This window comes from Sagittula sp. P11 (assembly GCF_002814095.1).
GTDB lineage: Bacteria > Pseudomonadota > Alphaproteobacteria > Rhodobacterales > Rhodobacteraceae > Sagittula.
The window spans coordinates 2070570-2088631 of the sequence record NZ_CP021913.1; the positions used below are offsets into that span (position 1 = coordinate 2070570).

Here is an 18062-nt window from a genome sequence, read left to right on the forward strand (position 1 = left end):
AAGCAGCCTCCGATAGGGTTCGAAGGTCTCTTAGCCCAGATGAATGCTGTTGTCACGCATTTCTGGAGCGGTCGAGAAGAGTAGCCTTGTCGAGCGTGAAACCGGAGGCGATCCAGTCGGATTCGAGCTGCCGGAGCGCCTCGCCCAGTGCGGGTCCCTCGTAGCGGTCCTTGAGGTCCCTGGCGGCGACCGGGAACCGGGCTTTCGCGGCCTTCTCGATGGAGCTCAGGGCGGAGGTGTCGAGCGGTGCGCCGAAGGTCACGGCCCGCAGGACAAGCACGTCGCGCGCCATGTCTGCACCATGGCGATAGGCGACCTCGGGCAGGGGCATAGGGTCGGATATCAGGGTCTGATATTGCTCAAGACGCTTCTTCTGGGCCTTGGAGAACCGCAGCGCCCCGCCGTCGATAACGCCAATGGCCGCCAGCCGGCGCAGCGGGTCCGGCGGCAGGTTCAGCGTGGATTCGTGTTCGAGAAGCGGGCCGAGAGGGGTCTCGGTGGCGCCGGGAAGGACGGTGTTCAGGACGCCGGTGCGCGCCATGACGGCGACCGCGGCGAAAGGGTCGGGGGCAGCGAAGAGCTTCAGCAATTCCTGCCCGACCCGTTCGCGCGACAGGTGTTCCAGACCATCGAGATTGGCGGCAATGGCGGCCAGCGCATCGGCGTCCATCCCGGTCTGCGGGTCGCCGTACCAGGCATAGAACCGGAAGAATCGCAGGATGCGGAGATAGTCCTCGCGAATCCGCCGGTCGGCGTCCTCGATGAAGCGCAGGTGCCGCGCCTCGATGTCGGGCAGGCCGCCGAGGGGATCGGTGATCTGCCCGTGCCGGTCGGCGTAGAGCGCGTTCATGGTGAAGTCGCGGCGCACCGCATCCTCGGCCACGTCATCGGCGAAACGGACCACGGCGCGGCGGCCATCCGTCTCTACATCGGCGCGAAAGGTGGTGACTTCGAAACCCGTGCCGTTGGCGACGACCGTCACGGTGCCATGGTCGATGCCGGTGGGAACGGCCCTGAGGCCCGCCGCCTTCGCCAGCTCGATCACCCGTTCGGGACGCGCGTCGGTGGAGATGTCGACGTCCGCGACGGGTTCGCCGAGCAGCGCGTTGCGGACACAGCCCCCCACGGCATAGGCGCGATGACCGCCATCCTCCAGCATCTTCAGCACGGCCTGCGCGCCCGGCGCGGTCAGCCAATCGCCGGTGACGCGGGTCACGCCTGCACCCGCTCCGCCAGGCCGCGCAGCATCCGCGCGGTGGCGCCCCAGATGTAATAGGGACCATAAGGTGCGGTGTAATAGAGACGCCTTTCCCCCCGCCAGCGTCGCCATTGCACGCTGTAGCGGGCCGGGTCGGTGATGTGGTCGAAGGGGACGTAGAACGCCTCTTCGACCTCGCCGGGTTCCGGCACCAGCGTGAAGGGGGCGCGGATCAGTGCCAGCACCGGCGTCACGAGGAAGCCGGTCACGGTCTCATGCGCGGGCAGGGTGCCCAGCACCTCGACGTTGGAGGGGTCGAGGCCGACCTCTTCATGCGCTTCCCGCAGCGCGGCGGCGACCTCGTCCGCGTCGCCCGGATCGACCTTGCCGCCGGGAAAGGCAATCTGGCCGGGATGGTGTTTCAACCGGCTGGAGCGCTTGGTCAGCAGCAGTTGCAGGCCCTGCGGCGTGTCGAGGAAGGCCGCAAGAACGCCCGCGGGGCGCAGCTTGCGCTCCGGAGGCAGCGCGATTCTGGGGTTCAGGTCGAAATCCGACGACTGCCCGGCCGGGACGCCCAGCGCCCGGCGCAGGGCATCGGCCTGGTCACGCGTTGTCATCCGCCTCGAACCCCACCGTCTTCGGGTCGAGCTCGTAATGCGCCCCGCAGAACTGGCAGTCGGCGGTCACGAGACCATCGTCAGTGGTCATCCGCGAGATATCCTTCGCGGAGTAGATCGACAGAGACTGGCGCACACGGTCTTCGGAGCAGGTGCAGCCGAAGCGTACCGGCTGGCTGTCGTAGACGCGCGGCCGCTCTTCGTGGAACAGGCGCACAAGCAGGTCGGTTGGCGGCACGGAGGGGCCGATCAGCTCGAACTCTTCCAGAGTCTGGAGGTGGGCGTTCACCCGGTTCCAGTGCTCCTGCTCGTCGCCCGACACGAGGTCGTCAGCCTGCAACAGGCCTTCTTCGCCGGACCCGCCGTCCTGCGCCGCGAAGGGCGACGCCTTCGGCATGTGCTGCAGCATGAGGCCGCCGGCGCGCCAGTGCTCTTCCTGCCCCGGCTCCTTCGAGCGGCCGAAGGTCAGCGCGAAGGTCGTCGGCAACTGTTCCGACTGGGCGAAGTAGGCGGCGGCGCAATCCGACAGGCTGTTGCCCGCGACCGGGGTGATGCCCTGGTACGGCTGCATGCCCTCGCCCTGGTCGATCAGGATCGCGAAGTAGCCCGCGCCAAGCTGCTGGAACGGCGTCGCATCGGTGATGCGGTCGCGGTCGAAGCTGGCGTAGGCCCGGATGCGCGCCGGGTGGCCTTCCTTGTCGGGGCCGTAGTAATCCGTTGCGATCATCCGCACCGGGCCGTTTGTCTGAACCTGGAGCGACAGCTTCCAGCGCAGCTTGATTGTCTGGCCGATCAGCGCGGTCAGCAGCGCCATCTCGGCCACCAGGGCCTCGACCGGGGCGGGATAGTCGTGCTGCTTCAGCACGCCCGACAGAACGCCGTCGAGACGCGCCACGCGGCCACGCATGTCGCTGCGATCAAGCTGAAAGGGAAGGACGGTATCGTCCCAGACGATCTTGTCACCGAAGCTCATGAATAGGTCCTTGGGGGTTTTCCTGGCTGCCTGTGGCTGGCAATAGGCGGTCATATAGGGACTTCATGTCCGGAACGCAAAGGGGCAGGGATCATGCGCAGATACGGGGACAGTCCGAAGGCCGGGCAAAGCTACACCTTCCGCCCCGGCGTTTACGTCATCCTGCCGCGCGCCGGGAAACTGCTTCTGACGCACCAGTCGACCCCTTACCCGGAGTTCCAGCTGCCCGGCGGCGGTGTCGATCCGGGTGAGCATCCGCTGACCGCGCTGCACCGCGAGGTCTTCGAGGAGACGGGATGGCGAATCGCGGAGGCGAGGCGGCTGGGCGCGTTCCGGCGTTTCACCTGGATGCCGGAGTACGAGATCTGGGCCGAGAAGCTCTGCGTCATCTACACCGCACGGCCGGTCTTTGCGTTGGGCGATCCGACGGAACCGGGACACACCGCGCATTGGGTTCCGACCGATGTGGCGGCGCAGGTTCTGGGCAACCCCGGGGAGCGGGACCTGGTGACGCGACACATCCTGTAGGCGGCCCTACAGCACGTCGAATTCCAGAAGCGCGGCAGAAACGTCGTCGCCCAGCTTGTCCGAATTCTCCATTTCGCTGGTGAGGCGCCAGAACATGTCCTCCATCAGGTCGGGGCCGGAGCCGTTGGCGGCGCTTTCGCGGAACAGCCGCGCGAGCCCGTCCTCGCCCAGCATGGTGCCGTCTTTCATCACCGCCTCGGTGAAACCGTCGGAGTAGAGCAGGAGCATGTCGCCGCTGGCCATGCGGAACCTGTGCTGGTCGTAGCTGACGTCTTCGACAAGACCGATGGGCAGGCCGCCGTCGCCGATCCATTCGATCTGCCCGTCGGCGCGCAGGAGCAGCGCGGGGGAATGGCCCGCCTGAACGAGCCGCATGTGCCCGGTGCGCAGGTCGGCGGCGACATAGGCCAGCGTCAGGTATTCCTCCACCCCCGGATCGGCGGCGAGGCGCTGGTTCAGCAGGCGCGCGGTTTCCGCCGGTTCGCGCATGGCAAAGCGGTTGCCGGGCATGGCGCGCAAGGCAAGGTTCTGTTCGGGAAAGGTACTTGAGAGATAGCCCGCCACCCGCGCCGTCACCATCGCAGAGGTGATGCCATGGCCGGAAACGTCGATGCTGTAGAGGCCAAGCCGGTCGCCGCCGGGACGGAACATACCCACGAGGTCGCCGCCGACATGGCTGCAGGGATGCAGCAGCAGGCTGACGCGGGAGGTGCCGATTTCGGCGACCCGTTCGGGGACAAGGGACTGCTGGATCGTGCGCGCCTGCCTGAGGTCGTTGTCGATCGCCTTGTGGATCTCGCGCAGTTCCTCCAGCGCGACGGAGAGGTGCTGGTTCTTGACCGACAGTTCCCGCTGCATGGCAAGCAGCCGTTCGCCCGCGTTGATTCGCGCCCTGAGCTCATGGTTGTCCACCGGCTTCGTCAGGAAGTCGTCGGCGCCGGCGTCGAGGCCCTGCGCCACATCGCCTTTCTCGCTTTTCGAGGTCAGGAGGATGAAGTAGCCGTATGTCTCCCGGTCGAGCGCGCGAAACCTGCGGCACAGTTCCAGTCCGTCCATGCCGGGCATCATCCAGTCGGACAGCACGAGGTCGGGCGGCGTTTCGGCGCAGATGCGCAGCGCCTCCGGGCCGGAGGTGGCGGTCAGCACCTCGAACCCCCACCGCGCGAGAACGAGGCCGACGATCTTGAGCTGAAGCTGACTGTCGTCAACGACCAGAACGCGCCGGATCGATCCCGTCAGGACGGGCGATTTGAGAAATTCTTCGGCGTGCAAGGCGCTTCCTTCGGCTGCGTTCCGACCCCCGGGAACCCCTGCTAGCGGCATTTTCTTAACGGTGCCTCAAACATCGAATTCGCGGCAACTTCTGTCGTCGCTAAAGGTCGCGTTCACGGTCTTGTCCTATTCCGGAGCGTCAGAGAAGGAGGCGACAGATGATCGACTGGACGCGCGTGAACGAACTCGTCGACGAGATCGGGACCGAGGATTTCGGCGAGGTGGTGGAGCTTTTCCTGATGGAGGTGGACCATGCCATCGGCCTGCTGGCGAACGGCGCCGGCAATCCCGTCGTGGTCGAGGAGCAGTTGCATTTCCTGAAGGGCGCGGCGCTGAACCTCGGGTTCGAGACGATGGCTCAGCTTTGTCTCAAGGGGGAAAAGGCCGCCGCCGCCGGACGCCCCGACGTAGTGTCCGCCGAAGAGGTGCAGGCGGTCTACGTCACCTCCCGCGCGCAGTTCGAACGCGATCTGCCGAAACGGCTGGCCGCCTGACCCGTCTCAGATCAGGAACTGCGCCAGGATCTCGTCGTCGGTGATGTCCTTGTAGTTGAAGCCGTTTGCGTCGAGCTGGCCGAACAGCCGGTCGAAGCTTTCGGGCGCGTTCGTCTCGATCCCGATCAGGACGGAGCCGAAGTTGCGCGCGGACTTCTTGAGGTACTCGAAACGCGCGATGTCGTCTTCCGGACCGAGCAAGTTGAGGAAATCCTTCAACGCGCCGGGGCGCTGCGGCAGGCGCAGGATGAAGTACTTCTTGATTCCGGAGTAACGCTGGGCACGTTCCTTCACTTCGGGCAGGCGCTCGAAATCGAAGTTGCCGCCGGAGGTGACGCAGACCACCGTCCGCCCGCTGATCCCCTGGCCCAGGTCCTTCAGCGCATCGACGGACAGCGCGCCCGCCGGTTCAAGGACGACCCCCTCCACATTCAGCATTTCCAGCATCGTGGTGCAGAGGCGGTCCTCTGCGATGGTCAGGGAGTTGGCAAGCCCGACGCCCTTCAGCCGGGCAAAGCTGCGTTCGCCGATCTTCGCCACTGCGGCGCCATCGGCGAAGGTGTCGACCTTCGGCAGCGCCACCGGCCGCCCCGCCTGCAGCGCCGCGCGCAGACAGGCGCCGCCGGCGGGCTCGACAAAGGTGTACTGCGTGTCGGTGCCGAAATAGGACAGGATGCCCGCCGCCAGCCCGCCGCCGCCCACCGGGATCACGATGTGATCGGGGGCGCGGCCAAGCTGGGCTTCGATCTCGGCCGCGACGGAGGCCTGCCCCTCGATCACGTCGTCGTCGTCGAAGGGCGACAGGAAATGCCCGCCGGTATCGCGGCAGAAGGCCTGCGCGGCGTGAAGGCAGTCATCGAAATAGTCACCGATCAGGCGAATCTCCACATGGTCGCCGCCGAACATGCGGGTCTTCTGGATCTTCTGCTGCGGCGTCGTCACCGGCATGAAGATCACACCCCGCACCCCGAAATGGCGGCACATGTAGGCGACACCCTGCGCGTGGTTGCCCGCAGAGGCGGCAACATAAAGCTCCACCTCCGGGCGCTTGCGCATGGCGTTCAGCGCGCCGCGCAGCTTGTAGGAGCGCACGGGCGACAGGTCCTCGCGCTTCAGCAACACCTCTGCGCCGAAGCGTTCGGACAGGTGATCGTTGCGCAGAAGCGGCGTCGCGGGGAAGACCTCGCGCATGGCCGTCTCGGCGGCGCGGGCAATATCCTGGAACTCGGTCATGGTCCCGTGCTGGCACCGGCTGCGGCGCTTGGCAAGTGGGATCAGCGCCGCAGGACCCCTGCGTGGAAGATCGCCGTGACCGCGGTGGTGTGGATCAACACCTGCACCCAGAAGGTCACGAGCACGAAGACCGCGTCGAGCGCGCTGGCCGCGGCACCCTCGACCGGGATCATGAGCTGGATGCCTACGGACATGACGAAGAGCGCCACGGCCAGCCCGAAGAGCGGCGCGGCCTGCTTGCCCGTGGCGGCCCATGCCTCGTGCAGGCGCATCACGCGGTCCACGGCAATGCCGGGCAGCACCGGGCTGAGCCGCAGGAAGACCCAGAACACCATGAACCACACGATGTTTATCAGGAAGGCATGCACCAGCGGCCCGGGGCGCAGCAGCATGTCGAGGAAGATCAGGATCAGCACACCGGCGAACAGCAGGCCGAAGATCAGCCGGAACAGCCGCCAGCCGTAGCGCGTGAAGACGTCGATGGGGCGGTCGGTGGCCAGCGGATGCTGCGGTTCCGCCAGAAGCAGGAAGCGGTGCCAGCGCACGGCGAACCACGCGACGCACAGGCTGAAGACGATGAGCATGCCGGCGGCCGCGGCGATGGCGAGGAACACGCTGTCGCCCATGCCCTGCGCGTAACCGAGGTAGTTGTACCAGACCACGAGCCCCGCCACGACCGGGACAACCGACAGACGCAGACCCTGGAAGATGTGCCTGTTGATGAGGTGAACGGTCAGGACGATGAGCGAGACGAGGGGCAAGGGCGTGCTGTTCCGGAAAGAGGCGGATGGCCCAGAAGGAAGGCGCAGGGCGCACGGGTGTCAAGACCTGCAGCCCGGCCACGGCGGCCTGTCCTGCGGCCATGCGCCGGTGTCCACCTTGCCCATGCGGCAAAAACCCGTTACGCACCGCGCCAAATCTGCGATGAGGATCATCCACATGAACGCGCCCAAGAAAGTCGTGCTGGCCTATTCCGGCGGCCTCGACACTTCCATCATCCTGAAATGGCTGCAGACCGAATACGGCTGCGAGGTGGTGACCTTCACCGCCGATCTCGGCCAGGGCGAGGAGCTGGAACCGGCGCGAAAGAAGGCCGAGCTTCTGGGGATCAAGCCGGAGAACATCTACATCGAGGACGTGCGCGAGGAGTTCGTGCGTGACTTCGTCTTCCCGATGTTCCGCGCCAACGCGGTCTACGAGGGTCTGTACCTGCTGGGCACCTCCATCGCGCGTCCGCTGATCTCCAAACGGCTGGTGGAGATCGCCGAGGAAACCGGCGCCGATGCCATTGCGCATGGCGCCACCGGCAAGGGCAACGACCAGGTGCGGTTCGAACTCTCTGCCGCCGCGCTGAACCCCGACATCAAGTGCATCGCGCCCTGGCGGGAGTGGAACCTGAACTCGCGCACCTCGCTTCTGGCGTTTGCCGAGGAGAACCAGATCCCGATCGCCAAGGACAAGCGGGGCGAGGCGCCGTTCAGCGTGGACGCGAACCTGCTGCACACCTCGTCGGAGGGCAAGGTTCTGGAGGACCCGGCCGAGAACGCGCCGGATTACGTCTACCAGCGCACGGTGAACCCGGAAGACGCGCCGGACACGCCGGAGGTCATCGAGATCACCTTTGAAAAGGGCGACGCGGTGGCGATCAACGGCGAGGCGATGAGTCCGGCGACGATCCTGACGCAGCTCAACGAATATGGCCGCAAGCATGGCGTGGGCCGTCTGGACTTCGTCGAGAACCGTTTCGTCGGTATGAAGTCCCGCGGTATCTACGAGACGCCGGGCGGCACGATCCTTCTGGAAGCGCACCGCGGCATCGAGCAGATCACGCTCGACAGCGGTGCGGGCCACCTGAAGGACAGCCTGATGCCGCGCTATGCGGAACTGATCTACAACGGCTTCTGGTTCTCGCCGGAGCGCGAGATGCTGCAGGCCGCCATCGACAAGAGCCAGGAACTGGTCTCGGGCACCGTGCGGCTGAAGCTTTACAAGGGGTCGGTGCGCACCGTGGGCCGCTGGTCGGAGGCGTCGCTCTACTCGGAAGCGCACGTGACCTTCGAGGACGACGCCGGCGCCTACGATCAGAAGGACGCGGCGGGCTTCATCCAGCTCAACGCCCTGCGCCTGCGTCTGCTCGCGGCGCGGAAACGTCGTCTGGGCTGACGGCTACGTCCGCAACGTCACTCTTGCATAGTCCCTCGTGCCGGGCACATTCGCGCGGTACGAGGGAGACAGCATGAGCCTGACAGACATTCGCGACAAGATGCAGCGTGGGCTCGACAAGCGCCCGCTGGACGAGGTGATCAAGTTCGACTGCGGGGCGGACGGGTCGATCACGCTTCAGGACGGGCAGGCCGTGCTGGAGGATCGCCCCGCGCAGTGCACCATCCACATGACCGCGGACAACCTGCGCAAGCTGATCCAGGGCAAGATGAACCCGATGACCGGCTTTGCCATGGGCAAGATCCGCGTGTCGGGGGACATGGCCCTGGCGATGAAACTGGGACAGCTTCTGGGCTGAGACAGAGACTGATTACTCAAGTGAATGACCCCGGCGGAACGCTCCGCCGGGGTCTTTTTCGGACTGCTCTTATTGCGCGGTGATGGTGGCCATCACGAGGCTGCCGTCCGGCTTGATCGGGCCGTCCTCGGTGGCGCCCAGCGTGTATTCGAAAACGCCGGTCGTCATGCCGCCGTCTTCACCGTGGACCATCAGCATCAGCATGTCGCCCGCAGCGACGTCTTCCTGCAGGATCGCGGCGACGTCCATGTTTTCACCCATGCGCAGCGGAGCGTAGCCGACAACCGGGCCGGGCTTCATTTCCGCGTCGGTGCGGTGCACGACCATCCAGCCGTTTGCCGGAGCGACGACCTTGGTGGCGGACACGACGCCGTTGGAAACGTCCTGATCCGCGGCCTCGACCATCGGCGCCATGGAGTGGCTGGCGGCAAAGGCGGTGGTTGCGGTCACGGCAATGGCTGCGGCAAGTGCTTGGATTTTCATAATTTCATCTCCCGATCATTTGGGTTTTGCGGGCCTTTGCCCGCGTTGAACACCAGCATCCACGTTCGGGGTGTGGGGGAAGTTTCGAATTTTCTCGGAAATCGTTCACGTCCCTCTCACCTTGCGGTGAAGACATGCCGCGACAGTTGCCACGACGGGCAGGGCGCGCGCAGGGTATTTCCAAAAGGGGATCCGACATGAGCACGATCAGGATTTGGATGACGGTCGCCGCGCTGGTCGCGGGGCTTTTGGTACAGGGCCAGCGCGCAGAAGCGGCGGAACTGTTCGTCGCGGGCGGCTGCTTCTGGTGCGTGGAGGCGGATTTCGAGAAGGTCAGGGGCGTGCGGGAGGTGGTGTCGGGCTACACCGGCGGATCGACGAAGAACCCGACTTACAAGGAGGTGTCGCGCGGCGGCACCGGCCATTACGAAGCGGTGCGCATCGACTACGACGAAGGTCAGGTCTCTGCCCGGCAGCTTTACGACCTGTTCTTCCGCTCCGTCGATCCGACCGACGCGGGCGGCCAGTTCTGCGACCGGGGCGAAAGCTACCGAACCGCGATATTCGTTACCAATCCTGCCCAGAAGCAGGCCGCAGAAGCCGCCAAGGCCGCGGCGGAGAAGGCGCTCGGCAAGAAGATCGTCACGCCGATCCGGAACGCCGGACCGTTTTACAAGGCCGAGGATTATCACCAGGACTACTACAAGGGCGACAGCCGGACGCTGACCCGCTTTGGCCCGATCAAGCAGAAGGACGCCTACAAGCGCTACCGATCGGGCTGCGGCCGCGACCAGCGGGTGAAACAACTTTGGGGCGAGGCCGCGCCCTTCGTGAACTGAGAGGGCCGAGCGCTCAGCCGAAGGCGTCCTGAACCTCTTTCAGGTCCGGGATCACGTCGGCGGTGCCGTAGCGCGTGACCATCAGTGCGCCGGCCTTCTGCGCAAGACCGATCGCCTGTTCCATCGGCATGCCACGGTCGAGGCCCGCCAGAAGATAGCCGGTGAAGGTGTCGCCCGCGCCCGTGGTGTCGGCCGGCGTGACCTTCGGTGCAGGCAGGTCGCGGACCGAACCGGCGTCGGTGTTGTGCCAGCGGCATCCGTCGCCACCCAGCGTGATGACCACGTCGCGGACCGGCAGGCTCTCTGCCGCGCGGCCGGTGGCCTGTTCGAGCTGCTGCGCCTCCACCGCGTTCAGGACAAGGATGTCCAGAAGCGGCAGGACGGCAAGTGTCGCCTCTGCCGAGAACGGCGCGGCGGCATAGGCCACCTTCATCCCGCGGCGAGAGGCCTGTTCGGCGGCTTTGCGCTGAAGATTTGTCTCGTTCTGGAAGAGGAAGATGTCGCTGGAGGTCGCGTCGGCCAACGCCTCGGCGATATGCGTCTCTGTCAGGGCATGATTCGCGCCGGGGAAGATGACGATGCTGTTCTCGCCTTCGGCATCCAGAAGGACGATGGCGTGGCCCGTGGTCTCTTCGACCTCTCGCAGCTGGCGCGTATCGACGCCGTATTCCGTCAGGCGCTGGACCGCCCATGCGCCATCCGCGCCGACTGCCCCGATGTGCAGGCAATGCGCGCCCGCCCGGGCCGCAGCCACGGACATGTTGGCGCCCTTGCCGCCCAGACCGCGGGTAAAGTTCGTCGCGGCCAGTGTCTCACCGGCGACAGGAAGGTGCGGAAGACGATAGAAGAGATCCGCATTCACGGACCCGAGGTTGAAGATTGTCATGTGCCCATCTGCAATAAACTGGTGCTACGCGATATTCCGATGTCCTGCGATCCTGCAGATGGCAGGCATTCCTGAAATGCCGTTGCGCTCTTCACGATGCAGCGCTTCGGCGCTGAATTCAACACGAAGACGTTTGACCGTCGCGGTCACCGAGATCATCGAGCAATAGGGACGGGCGGCGCGGGACCGTCCCGCGCCGCCCGGTTTTCGGATATGGCTGTCAGCCGACCTTGCAGGCGGCCAGAACCGCCATGTTCAGGATGTCGTTCGCGGTGGACGAGGACGAACAGATCTGGATGGAATGATCGACGCCGGCCAGGATCGGCCCGATGATCGTGGCGCCCGCCATTTCCTGCATCAGCTTGGTCGAGATCGAGGCCGAGTGCCGCGCCGGGACGACGAGGATGTTCGCCGGGCCGGTGAGGCGCTGGAACGGGTAGGATTCCTGCGCCTTGGGGTTAAGCGCCACGTCGACCGTCATCTCGCCCTCGTACTCGAAGGACACGCCCCGCTGGTCGAGAACGCGCGGCGCGATGTGCATCTTCTCGGCCCGCTCGGACACCGGGTAGCCGAAGGTCGAGAAGCTGACAAAGGCGACGCGCGGCTCCAGCCCGAGGTGCCGCGCCACGTCGGCGGCCCGTTCGGCGATGGTGGCGAGGTCCTGTTCGTTCGGCCATTCGTGCACCAGCGTGTCCGAGATCAAAACGATCCGGCCCTTGTGCAGGATGGCGGTGACACCGGCGGCGCCGTGTTTGGCATCGGCATCGATGACGTGGTTGACCAGTTGCAGCACATGCGCGGACTTGCGCGTCGCGCCCGTGACCAGACCGTCGCCATGCCCATGCGCCAGCATAAGCGCGCCAAAGACGTGGCGGTCGCGGGCGGCAAGCCGGTGCACGTCCTGGCGGTCCATGCCACGGCGTTGCAGGCGTTCGTAGAGGAAGTCCTTGTAGGTCTGCAGGTGGCGGCTGTTGGCGGCGTTGACCACCTCGAGCTCGCGCACCGCGTCGGCGAGGCCCGCTTCTTCCAGCTTCTGCTTCACGTCCGCCTCACGGCCCACGACCAGCGCCTTGCCGAAGCCGTTCCGCTGGTAAAGGACGGCGGCGCGCAGCACGCGGGGATCGTCGCCTTCGGCAAAGATCATGCGGGCTTGCGCGGCGCGGGCACGGTTGTTGATCGACCGCAGGATCGGCGTCGTCGGGTCCATGCGCGCCTTCAGCCGTTCCGTGTAGGCGCCCATGTCGACGATCGGACGCCGGGCCGCGCCAGTGTCCATGCCGGCGCGCGCCACGGCGGGCGGAATACGGTGGATCAGGCGCGGATCGAAGGGCGTCGGGATGATGTAGTCACGCCCGAAGGAAAGCGTCTTGCCATAGGCGAGGCCCACCTCGTCCGGCACGTCCTCGCGCGCCAGCGCCGCCAGCGCTTCCGCACAGGCGATCTTCATCTCGTCGTTGATGGCCCGCGCGTGGATGTCGAGCGCGCCGCGGAAGAGGTAAGGGAAACCAAGGACGTTGTTCACCTGGTTGGGGTAGTCGGAACGCCCGGTCGCCACGATGGCGTCGGGCCGGACCTCGTGCGCCTCTTCCGGCGTGATCTCGGGATCAGGGTTCGCCATGGCGAAGATCACCGGGTCCTCGGCCATGTCCATCACCATCTGCTGGGTGACGGCGCCCTTGGCGGAGACGCCGAGGAACACGTCGGCCCCCTTCATCGCATCTTCGAGCGTGCGCATTTCGGTCTTGACGGCATGGGCGGACTTCCACTGGTTCATGCCCTCGGTGCGGCCCTGATAGATCACGCCCTTGGTGTCACACATGACGCAATTGTCGTGCTTCGCGCCCATGGACTTGAGCAGTTCGAGGCAGGCGATCCCCGCCGCACCGGCGCCGTTCAGCACGATGCGCACGTCCTCGATCTTCTTGCCCGACAGGTGCAGCGCGTTGATCAGGCCCGCCGCGCAGATCACCGCCGTGCCGTGCTGGTCGTCGTGGAAGACGGGGATGTCCATCTGTTCCTTGAGCGTCTGCTCGATGATGAAGCATTCGGGCGCCTTGATGTCCTCGAGGTTGATACCGCCGAAGGTCGGGCCCATCAGCCGCACTGCCTTGATGAATTCCTCCGGGTCCTCGGTGTCGAGCTCGATGTCGATGGAGTTCACGTCGGCGAACCGCTTGAAGAGCACGGACTTGCCCTCCATCACCGGCTTCGAGCCGAGCGCGCCGAGATTGCCGAGACCCAGCACCGCGGTGCCGTTCGAGATCACCGCGACGAGGTTGCCCTTGTTGGTGTAGTCGTAGGCCAGTTCGGGGTTCGCTGCGATGTCCTCGCAGGGGACCGCCACGCCGGGGGAATAGGCAAGCGACAGGTCGCGCTGGGTGGTCATCGGCACGGTTGCCTGAACCTCCCACTTGCCCGGTGTCGGCTCCAGGTGGAAGGCAAGCGCCTCTTCGCGTGTGAACTTCACTCTTGCCATGGACCGGTCTCCCCCCGTTTAGGTGTCTGGCCTCATTACCTCCGGTTTGACCGGGCAACAATGGGGGAAGGGCGGTGGTAGCGCGACCAGTGCGACGGCTGCGGCCCGCCTCCGGCCCGACCGACCCTTTCGCAGCGCGACCGGCCTGATATACCGCTTCGGACCAAGCGGAAGGGAAGGTCCATGTCCAACGTCACACCGATGATGGCACAATATCTGGAGATCAAGGCGCAGTACCCTGACGCGCTGCTGTTCTACCGGATGGGTGACTTCTACGAGATGTTCTTTGACGACGCGGTGGCGGCGTCCGAGGCGCTGGACATCGCCCTGACGAAACGCGGCAAGCACGACGGCGACGACATCCCGATGTGCGGCGTCCCGGTGCACGCGGCGGAGGGCTATCTGCTGACGCTGATCCGCAAGGGATTCCGCGTCGCGGTGGGCGAACAGCTCGAAAGCCCCGAAGAGGCGAAGAAGCGCGGCTACAAGGCGGTGGTAAAGCGCGACGTGGTGCGGCTGGTGACGCCGGGCACGCTGACGGAGGACACGCTGCTGGAGGCGCGGCGGCACAATTTCCTGTGCGCTTTGGGCAATGTCAGAGACGAATGGGCGCTGGCGTGGACCGATATCTCCACCGGCGCGTTTCACGTGATGCCGCTGGGACAGGCACGGATCGGCGCGGAACTGGCGCGGCTCGCCCCCTCGGAGGTGCTGGTCTCGGACAAGGTGGACGAGACCTTGCGCGAGGTGCTGGGCGATCTGGGGATCGAGGCGACGGTGCTGGGCGCGGCGTCCTTCGAGTCGGGCGCGGCAGAGCAACGCCTGTGCAGCACCTTTGCGGTGCAGACCCTGGCGGGGTTCGGGTCGTTTTCCCGGGCGGAACTGTCCGCCATGGGCGCGCTGGTCGATTATCTCGACATCACGCAAAAGGGCCGGTTGCCGCTGCTGCAGACCCCGAAGCAGGAGGCCGGCGCACGGCTGATGCAGATCGACGCCGCGACGCGCCGGAACCTCGAACTGACCTCTGCCATGTCGGGCGGGCGGGCCGGATCGCTGCTGGCGGTGATCGACCGGACGGTGACATCGGGCGGGGCGCGGTTGCTGGAACGGCGGGTCTCCTCGCCTTCGCGCGACCTTGCAGTGATCGGCGAGCGCCTGGAAGCGGTGCGCTGGGGTGTCGAAGGGTCGTTCTCCGACGGGCTGCGCGAGCTGCTGCGGCGCGTGCCGGACGTGGAGCGTGCGCTGTCGCGGCTGGGTCTGGACCGGGGCGGGCCGCGCGACCTGACCGCCGTGCGCAGCGCCCTGACTCAAGCGGAGACGATACGCGACCGGCTGGAGGGCGTGGAACTTCCAGCGCTTTTGGGGCGGAGTAGAGACGCATTGGCCGGTCACGAGGCTCTGCTGGAACTGCTGGATGCCGCGCTGGTGGCGGAGCCGCCGCTGCGGGTGTCCGATGGCGGGTTCATCGCGCCGGGCTACGACGAGGCGCTGGACCAGGCGCGGACCCTGCGGGATGAGGGCAGGGGCGTGATCGCCCGGATGCAGGGGGAATACGCCGAGGAAACCGGGATCGGGTCGCTGAAGATCAAGCACAACAACGTGCTGGGCTATTTCATCGAGGTGGCGACCACCCATGCCGACAAGATGCACGCCCGCAGCGACCGGTTCATCCATCGTCAGACAACCGCCAACCAGGTGCGCTTTACCACCACTGAACTGTCAGAGCTGGAAACGCGCATCCTGAACGCCGGGGCGGAGGCGTCGGAGATCGAAAAGCGGCTCTATGACGCCTTGAGACGCGAGATTCTGGATCGGGCAGGGGTGTTGTCCGAGCTGGCGTTTTCGCTGGCCGAGTTCGATCTTGCGCTGGGGCTTGCGGAACTGGCGCGGCAACGGGACTGGTGCCTGCCGAAGGTCGACGACAGTCGCGCCTTCGATATCGAAGCGGGACGGCATCCGGTCGTGGAGGCGGCGCTGCAGAAGGCCGGTGAGCCGTTCATCGCCAACGACTGCGCGCTGAGCGCCGAGGGGGATGCCGCTTCGGTCCGGCTGCTGACCGGTCCGAACATGGCCGGTAAGTCGACCTATCTCAGGCAGAACGCGCTGATCGCGCTGCTGGCGCAGATCGGGTCCTATGTTCCGGCGCGTTCGGCTCACATCGGGGTGGTCAGCCAGATCTTCAGCCGGGTCGGAGCCTCTGACGATCTGGCGCGCGGGCGGTCGACCTTCATGGTCGAGATGGTGGAAACCGCCGCGATCCTGAACCAGGCGGACGACCGGGCGCTGGTGATCCTCGATGAGATCGGACGCGGCACGGCCACTTATGACGGGCTGAGCATCGCCTGGGCGACGCTGGAGCATCTGCATGAGGTCAACCGCGTGCGCGGGCTGTTTGCCACGCACTACCACGAACTGACCGTTCTGGCCGGAAAGCTGCCGGGCGTGAAGAACGCCACCGTGGCGGTGAAGGAGTGGGAGGGCGATGTCATCTTCCTGCACGAGGTGCATGACGGTGCAGCCGACCGGTCCTACGGTGTGCAGGTGGCGCAACTGGCCGGACTGCCCAAGGCGGTCATCACAAGGGCCCGGGACGTGCTGGAAGCGCTGGAGAAGGGGGAGCGGGAACGCGCCTCGCCCAAGGCGCTGATCGACGACCTGCCGCTGTTCTCTGCCGCGGCGAAGGCACCGGCACCCGCTGTTTCACGGGAAACACCCTCGGCGGTCGAGGAGCAACTTGCGGCGATCATCCCGGATGAGATGTCGCCGCGAGAAGCCCTGCAAGTGCTCTACGACCTCAAGGCGCTCGTAAAGGGGTGAAGGTGGGTCACTGATCCACCTTCCTTTTGGTTACTCGTTCAGCTTGCCGGGGTGGAGCTGACGCCGACCTGCGCGGGGCGCAGCAGACGGTCGTGCAGCATGAAGCCTTCGGCAGAGACCTGGATGATCTCGCCCGACGTGGTGCCCGGCACCGGAGCCTCGAACATCGCTTCGTGCAGTTTGGGATCGAACCGCTCACCGATTTCCGGCGACACGCGGGTCATGCCGTGGCGGTCGAAGACGTTCATCAGCTCTTTCAGCGTCAGTTCGACGCCTTCCACAAGTGCCGTCGACGCGTTGGAGCCGTCTTCCTTCGCCGCAAGAAGGGCGCGGTTCAGGTTGTCGTAGACCGGCAGCAGGTCGCGCGCGATGCGGGAACCGCCGTAGGCCTGTGCTTCCTGCCGGTCCTTGGCGGCACGCTTGCGCGCGTTCTCCGCATCGGCCAACGCCCGCATGAAGCGGTCCTTGTAGTCGTCGCGTTCGGCGCGGAGAGCGTCCACTTCCGCGGCCTCGTCATCAATCTCTTCCTCGGCACCGGCATAGGTTTCGGCTTCGGCGCTTTCGACATCGTCGAGGAATTGCTCTTCTTTCGGATCTGCCATTCTTCACCTCTGGCTCCGGTCGGTGATCAGCTTGCCGACCAGTTGCGCTGTATAATCCACGATCGGGACGATGCGTCCGTAGTTCAGACGGGTGGGTCCGATGACCCCCACTGCACCGATGATCTTTCGGTCTGCGTTCATATATGGAGAGACCACCAGAGAGGAACCCGAAAGTGAGAAAAGTTTGTTCTCCGAGCCGATAAAAATGCGCACCCCTTCGCCGTCTTCGGTCAATTCGAGGAACTCTGCGATGTCTCTTTTGCGTTCGAGGTCGTCGAACAGGCTGCGGATTCGGTCCAGCTCTTCCTCGGCCGACTCATCGAGAAGATTCGCGCGGCCCCGCACGATCAGCCGTTCGGAGCTGCGGCCCTCGCCATCCCAGACGGCGATGCCCGCGTCTATGAGGTCGGCGGCAAGCGTGTCGATTTCCTGACGGCGGGCCTTTACCTCGGCCTGCATGACCTTGCGGAGATCGGAGAGGGTGCGTCCCTCTGCCAGGGCGTTGATGAAGTTCGCCGCCTCGCGCATCGCCGAAGGGGTCAGGCCCGGCGGCGGCGTGAAGACGCGGTTCTCCACGTGGCCGTCGGCGAAGACGATGACCACCAGCGCGCGGTCTTGCGCGAGCGAGACGAAGTCGATGTGCTTCAGCGGCGCTTCGTGTTTCGGGGTCAGCACGAGGGAGGCGCCGCGCGTCACGCCGGAGAGGGCGGAACCGATCTCGTCCAGAAGGCCGCCGACATCGCCGCTGCGTCCGACAGTGGCATCGAGCTTTTCGCGGTCGCTGTTGTCGAGGTCGCGGACTTCAAGCAGGCCGTCGACGAACATCCGCAGACCGAGTTGCGTGGGCACGCGGCCTGCCGAGACATGCGGGCTGTCGAGGAGGCCGAGGAACTCGAGGTCCTGCATCACGTTGCGGATGGTCGCCGCCGAGATGCGCTCCGACAGCATCCGCGTCAGGCTGCGGGAGCCCACCGGTTCGCCGCTTTCCAGGTAGCCTTCGACCACCCGGCGAAAGACTTCGCGGGATCTGTCGTTCAGCTCGGAGAGAATTTCGTTTGCCTCGGCCATTCTTATCCCTTCGCCCGTCATTAAAGTGCATGCCGGACGCGCGTCAATCGGGGTT

General features: G+C 65.7%; 17 protein-coding genes. 6 read left to right on the forward strand and 11 right to left on the reverse strand.

All coding sequences use genetic code 11. From position 1 onward, the window contains the following. Positions 1-52 precede the first annotated feature (52 nt). From CDO87_RS10115 to CDO87_RS10125, 3 genes are read right to left on the reverse strand one after another with little or no spacing between them, the layout of a single operon-like run. Positions 53-1216, reverse strand: a complete 1164-nt coding sequence (locus CDO87_RS10115) for a CCA tRNA nucleotidyltransferase (protein WP_100928661.1) — start codon at positions 1214-1216, stop codon at positions 53-55. After that, positions 1213-1815, reverse strand: coding sequence for a CoA pyrophosphatase (locus tag CDO87_RS10120; RefSeq protein WP_100928662.1), 603 nt, complete (start codon positions 1813-1815; stop codon positions 1213-1215). Before CDO87_RS10120 ends, CDO87_RS10115 begins: the two co-directional genes overlap by 4 nt. Next, positions 1802-2788, reverse strand: coding sequence for an Hsp33 family molecular chaperone HslO (locus tag CDO87_RS10125; protein WP_100928663.1), 987 nt, complete (start codon positions 2786-2788; stop codon positions 1802-1804). Before CDO87_RS10125 ends, CDO87_RS10120 begins: the two co-directional genes overlap by 14 nt. A gap of 90 nt (positions 2789-2878) precedes the next feature. Between CDO87_RS10125 and CDO87_RS10130 the strand changes: the two genes are divergently transcribed. Then, complete coding sequence (locus CDO87_RS10130; RefSeq protein ID WP_100928664.1) at positions 2879-3316, forward strand: NUDIX domain-containing protein; 438 nt, start codon at positions 2879-2881, stop codon at positions 3314-3316. A 6-nt stretch (positions 3317-3322) separates the two neighbouring features. Here the strand turns inward: CDO87_RS10130 and CDO87_RS10135 are convergent, their stop codons facing one another. Continuing rightward, positions 3323-4588: a PP2C family protein-serine/threonine phosphatase gene (locus CDO87_RS10135; protein WP_100928665.1), complete on the reverse strand. Its 1266-nt coding sequence runs from the start codon at positions 4586-4588 to the stop codon at positions 3323-3325. Between the two features lie 158 nt (positions 4589-4746). Between CDO87_RS10135 and CDO87_RS10140 the strand changes: the two genes are divergently transcribed. Continuing rightward, positions 4747-5082 carry an Hpt domain-containing protein gene (locus CDO87_RS10140; RefSeq protein WP_100928666.1) on the forward strand — a complete coding sequence of 112 codons (336 nt, stop codon included), beginning with the start codon at positions 4747-4749 and terminating at the stop codon, positions 5080-5082. A gap of 6 nt (positions 5083-5088) precedes the next feature. On the opposite strand, the gene ilvA is transcribed toward CDO87_RS10140, so the two are convergent. Beyond that, the gene (gene ilvA / locus CDO87_RS10145; RefSeq protein ID WP_100928667.1) at positions 5089-6315 is read right to left on the reverse strand and encodes a threonine ammonia-lyase IlvA; all 1227 of its coding nucleotides are present in this window, start codon (positions 6313-6315) and stop codon (positions 5089-5091) included. A gap of 41 nt (positions 6316-6356) precedes the next feature. Further along, positions 6357-7076, reverse strand: coding sequence for a hypothetical protein (locus CDO87_RS10150; protein WP_100928668.1), 720 nt, complete (start codon positions 7074-7076; stop codon positions 6357-6359). A 178-nt stretch (positions 7077-7254) separates the two neighbouring features. Here CDO87_RS10150 and CDO87_RS10155 point away from each other — a divergent pair, with 178 nt between their 5' ends. Further along, the gene (locus tag CDO87_RS10155; RefSeq protein WP_100928669.1) at positions 7255-8478 is read left to right on the forward strand and encodes an argininosuccinate synthase; all 1224 of its coding nucleotides are present in this window, start codon (positions 7255-7257) and stop codon (positions 8476-8478) included. A 73-nt stretch (positions 8479-8551) separates the two neighbouring features. Beyond that, entirely contained in the window at positions 8552-8836 is a 285-nt protein-coding gene (locus CDO87_RS10160; protein ID WP_100928670.1) for an SCP2 sterol-binding domain-containing protein, read from the forward strand. A gap of 69 nt (positions 8837-8905) precedes the next feature. Here CDO87_RS10160 and CDO87_RS10165 read toward each other — a convergent pair whose 3' ends face one another. Further along, positions 8906-9319: a hypothetical protein gene (locus tag CDO87_RS10165; RefSeq protein WP_100928671.1), complete on the reverse strand. Its 414-nt coding sequence runs from the start codon at positions 9317-9319 to the stop codon at positions 8906-8908. A 197-nt stretch (positions 9320-9516) separates the two neighbouring features. On the opposite strand from CDO87_RS10165, the gene msrA reads away from it, so the two are divergent. Then, positions 9517-10158, forward strand: a complete 642-nt coding sequence (gene msrA, locus CDO87_RS10170; RefSeq protein ID WP_100928672.1) for a peptide-methionine (S)-S-oxide reductase MsrA — start codon at positions 9517-9519, stop codon at positions 10156-10158. A 13-nt stretch (positions 10159-10171) separates the two neighbouring features. Here msrA and CDO87_RS10175 read toward each other — a convergent pair whose 3' ends face one another. Then, complete coding sequence (locus tag CDO87_RS10175) at positions 10172-11044, reverse strand: ribokinase (protein WP_100928673.1); 873 nt, start codon at positions 11042-11044, stop codon at positions 10172-10174. A 220-nt stretch (positions 11045-11264) separates the two neighbouring features. Continuing rightward, entirely contained in the window at positions 11265-13520 is a 2256-nt protein-coding gene (locus CDO87_RS10180; protein ID WP_100928674.1) for an NADP-dependent malic enzyme, read from the reverse strand. A 183-nt stretch (positions 13521-13703) separates the two neighbouring features. Here CDO87_RS10180 and mutS point away from each other — a divergent pair, with 183 nt between their 5' ends. Beyond that, positions 13704-16337: a DNA mismatch repair protein MutS gene (gene mutS / locus CDO87_RS10185; protein WP_100928675.1), complete on the forward strand. Its 2634-nt coding sequence runs from the start codon at positions 13704-13706 to the stop codon at positions 16335-16337. Between the two features lie 38 nt (positions 16338-16375). On the opposite strand, the gene CDO87_RS10190 is transcribed toward mutS, so the two are convergent. Together CDO87_RS10190 and hrcA are read right to left on the reverse strand one after the other, a co-directional pair. Further along, a complete protein-coding gene (locus CDO87_RS10190) occupies positions 16376-16939 on the reverse strand; it encodes a nucleotide exchange factor GrpE (protein WP_100928676.1) in 564 nt (187 codons plus the stop codon). A 3-nt stretch (positions 16940-16942) separates the two neighbouring features. Further along, positions 16943-18007: a heat-inducible transcriptional repressor HrcA gene (hrcA, locus tag CDO87_RS10195; protein WP_100928677.1), complete on the reverse strand. Its 1065-nt coding sequence runs from the start codon at positions 18005-18007 to the stop codon at positions 16943-16945. Positions 18008-18062: the final 55 nt, after the last annotated feature.

Excerpts from the sequence above, each read along its gene's own strand:
- CDO87_RS10120 (WP_100928662.1), bottom strand. The coding sequence starts at position 1,815 with ATGACAACGCGTGACCAGGCCGATGCCCTGCGCCGGGCGCTGGGCGTC.
- CDO87_RS10125 (WP_100928663.1), bottom strand. The coding sequence starts at position 2,788 with ATGAGCTTCGGTGACAAGATCGTCTGGGACGATACCGTCCTTCCCTTT.
- CDO87_RS10140 (WP_100928666.1), top strand. The coding sequence starts at position 4,747 with ATGATCGACTGGACGCGCGTGAACGAACTCGTCGACGAGATCGGGACC.
- ilvA (WP_100928667.1), bottom strand. The coding sequence starts at position 6,315 with ATGACCGAGTTCCAGGATATTGCCCGCGCCGCCGAGACGGCCATGCGC.
- CDO87_RS10155 (WP_100928669.1), top strand. The coding sequence starts at position 7,255 with ATGAACGCGCCCAAGAAAGTCGTGCTGGCCTATTCCGGCGGCCTCGAC.
- CDO87_RS10160 (WP_100928670.1), top strand. The coding sequence starts at position 8,552 with ATGAGCCTGACAGACATTCGCGACAAGATGCAGCGTGGGCTCGACAAG.
- CDO87_RS10165 (WP_100928671.1), bottom strand. The coding sequence starts at position 9,319 with ATGAAAATCCAAGCACTTGCCGCAGCCATTGCCGTGACCGCAACCACC.
- msrA (WP_100928672.1), top strand. The coding sequence starts at position 9,517 with ATGAGCACGATCAGGATTTGGATGACGGTCGCCGCGCTGGTCGCGGGG.
- CDO87_RS10175 (WP_100928673.1), bottom strand. The coding sequence starts at position 11,044 with ATGACAATCTTCAACCTCGGGTCCGTGAATGCGGATCTCTTCTATCGT.
- CDO87_RS10180 (WP_100928674.1), bottom strand. The coding sequence starts at position 13,520 with ATGGCAAGAGTGAAGTTCACACGCGAAGAGGCGCTTGCCTTCCACCTG.
- mutS (WP_100928675.1), top strand. The coding sequence starts at position 13,704 with ATGTCCAACGTCACACCGATGATGGCACAATATCTGGAGATCAAGGCG.
- CDO87_RS10190 (WP_100928676.1), bottom strand. The coding sequence starts at position 16,939 with ATGGCAGATCCGAAAGAAGAGCAATTCCTCGACGATGTCGAAAGCGCC.
- hrcA (WP_100928677.1), bottom strand. The coding sequence starts at position 18,007 with ATGGCCGAGGCAAACGAAATTCTCTCCGAGCTGAACGACAGATCCCGC.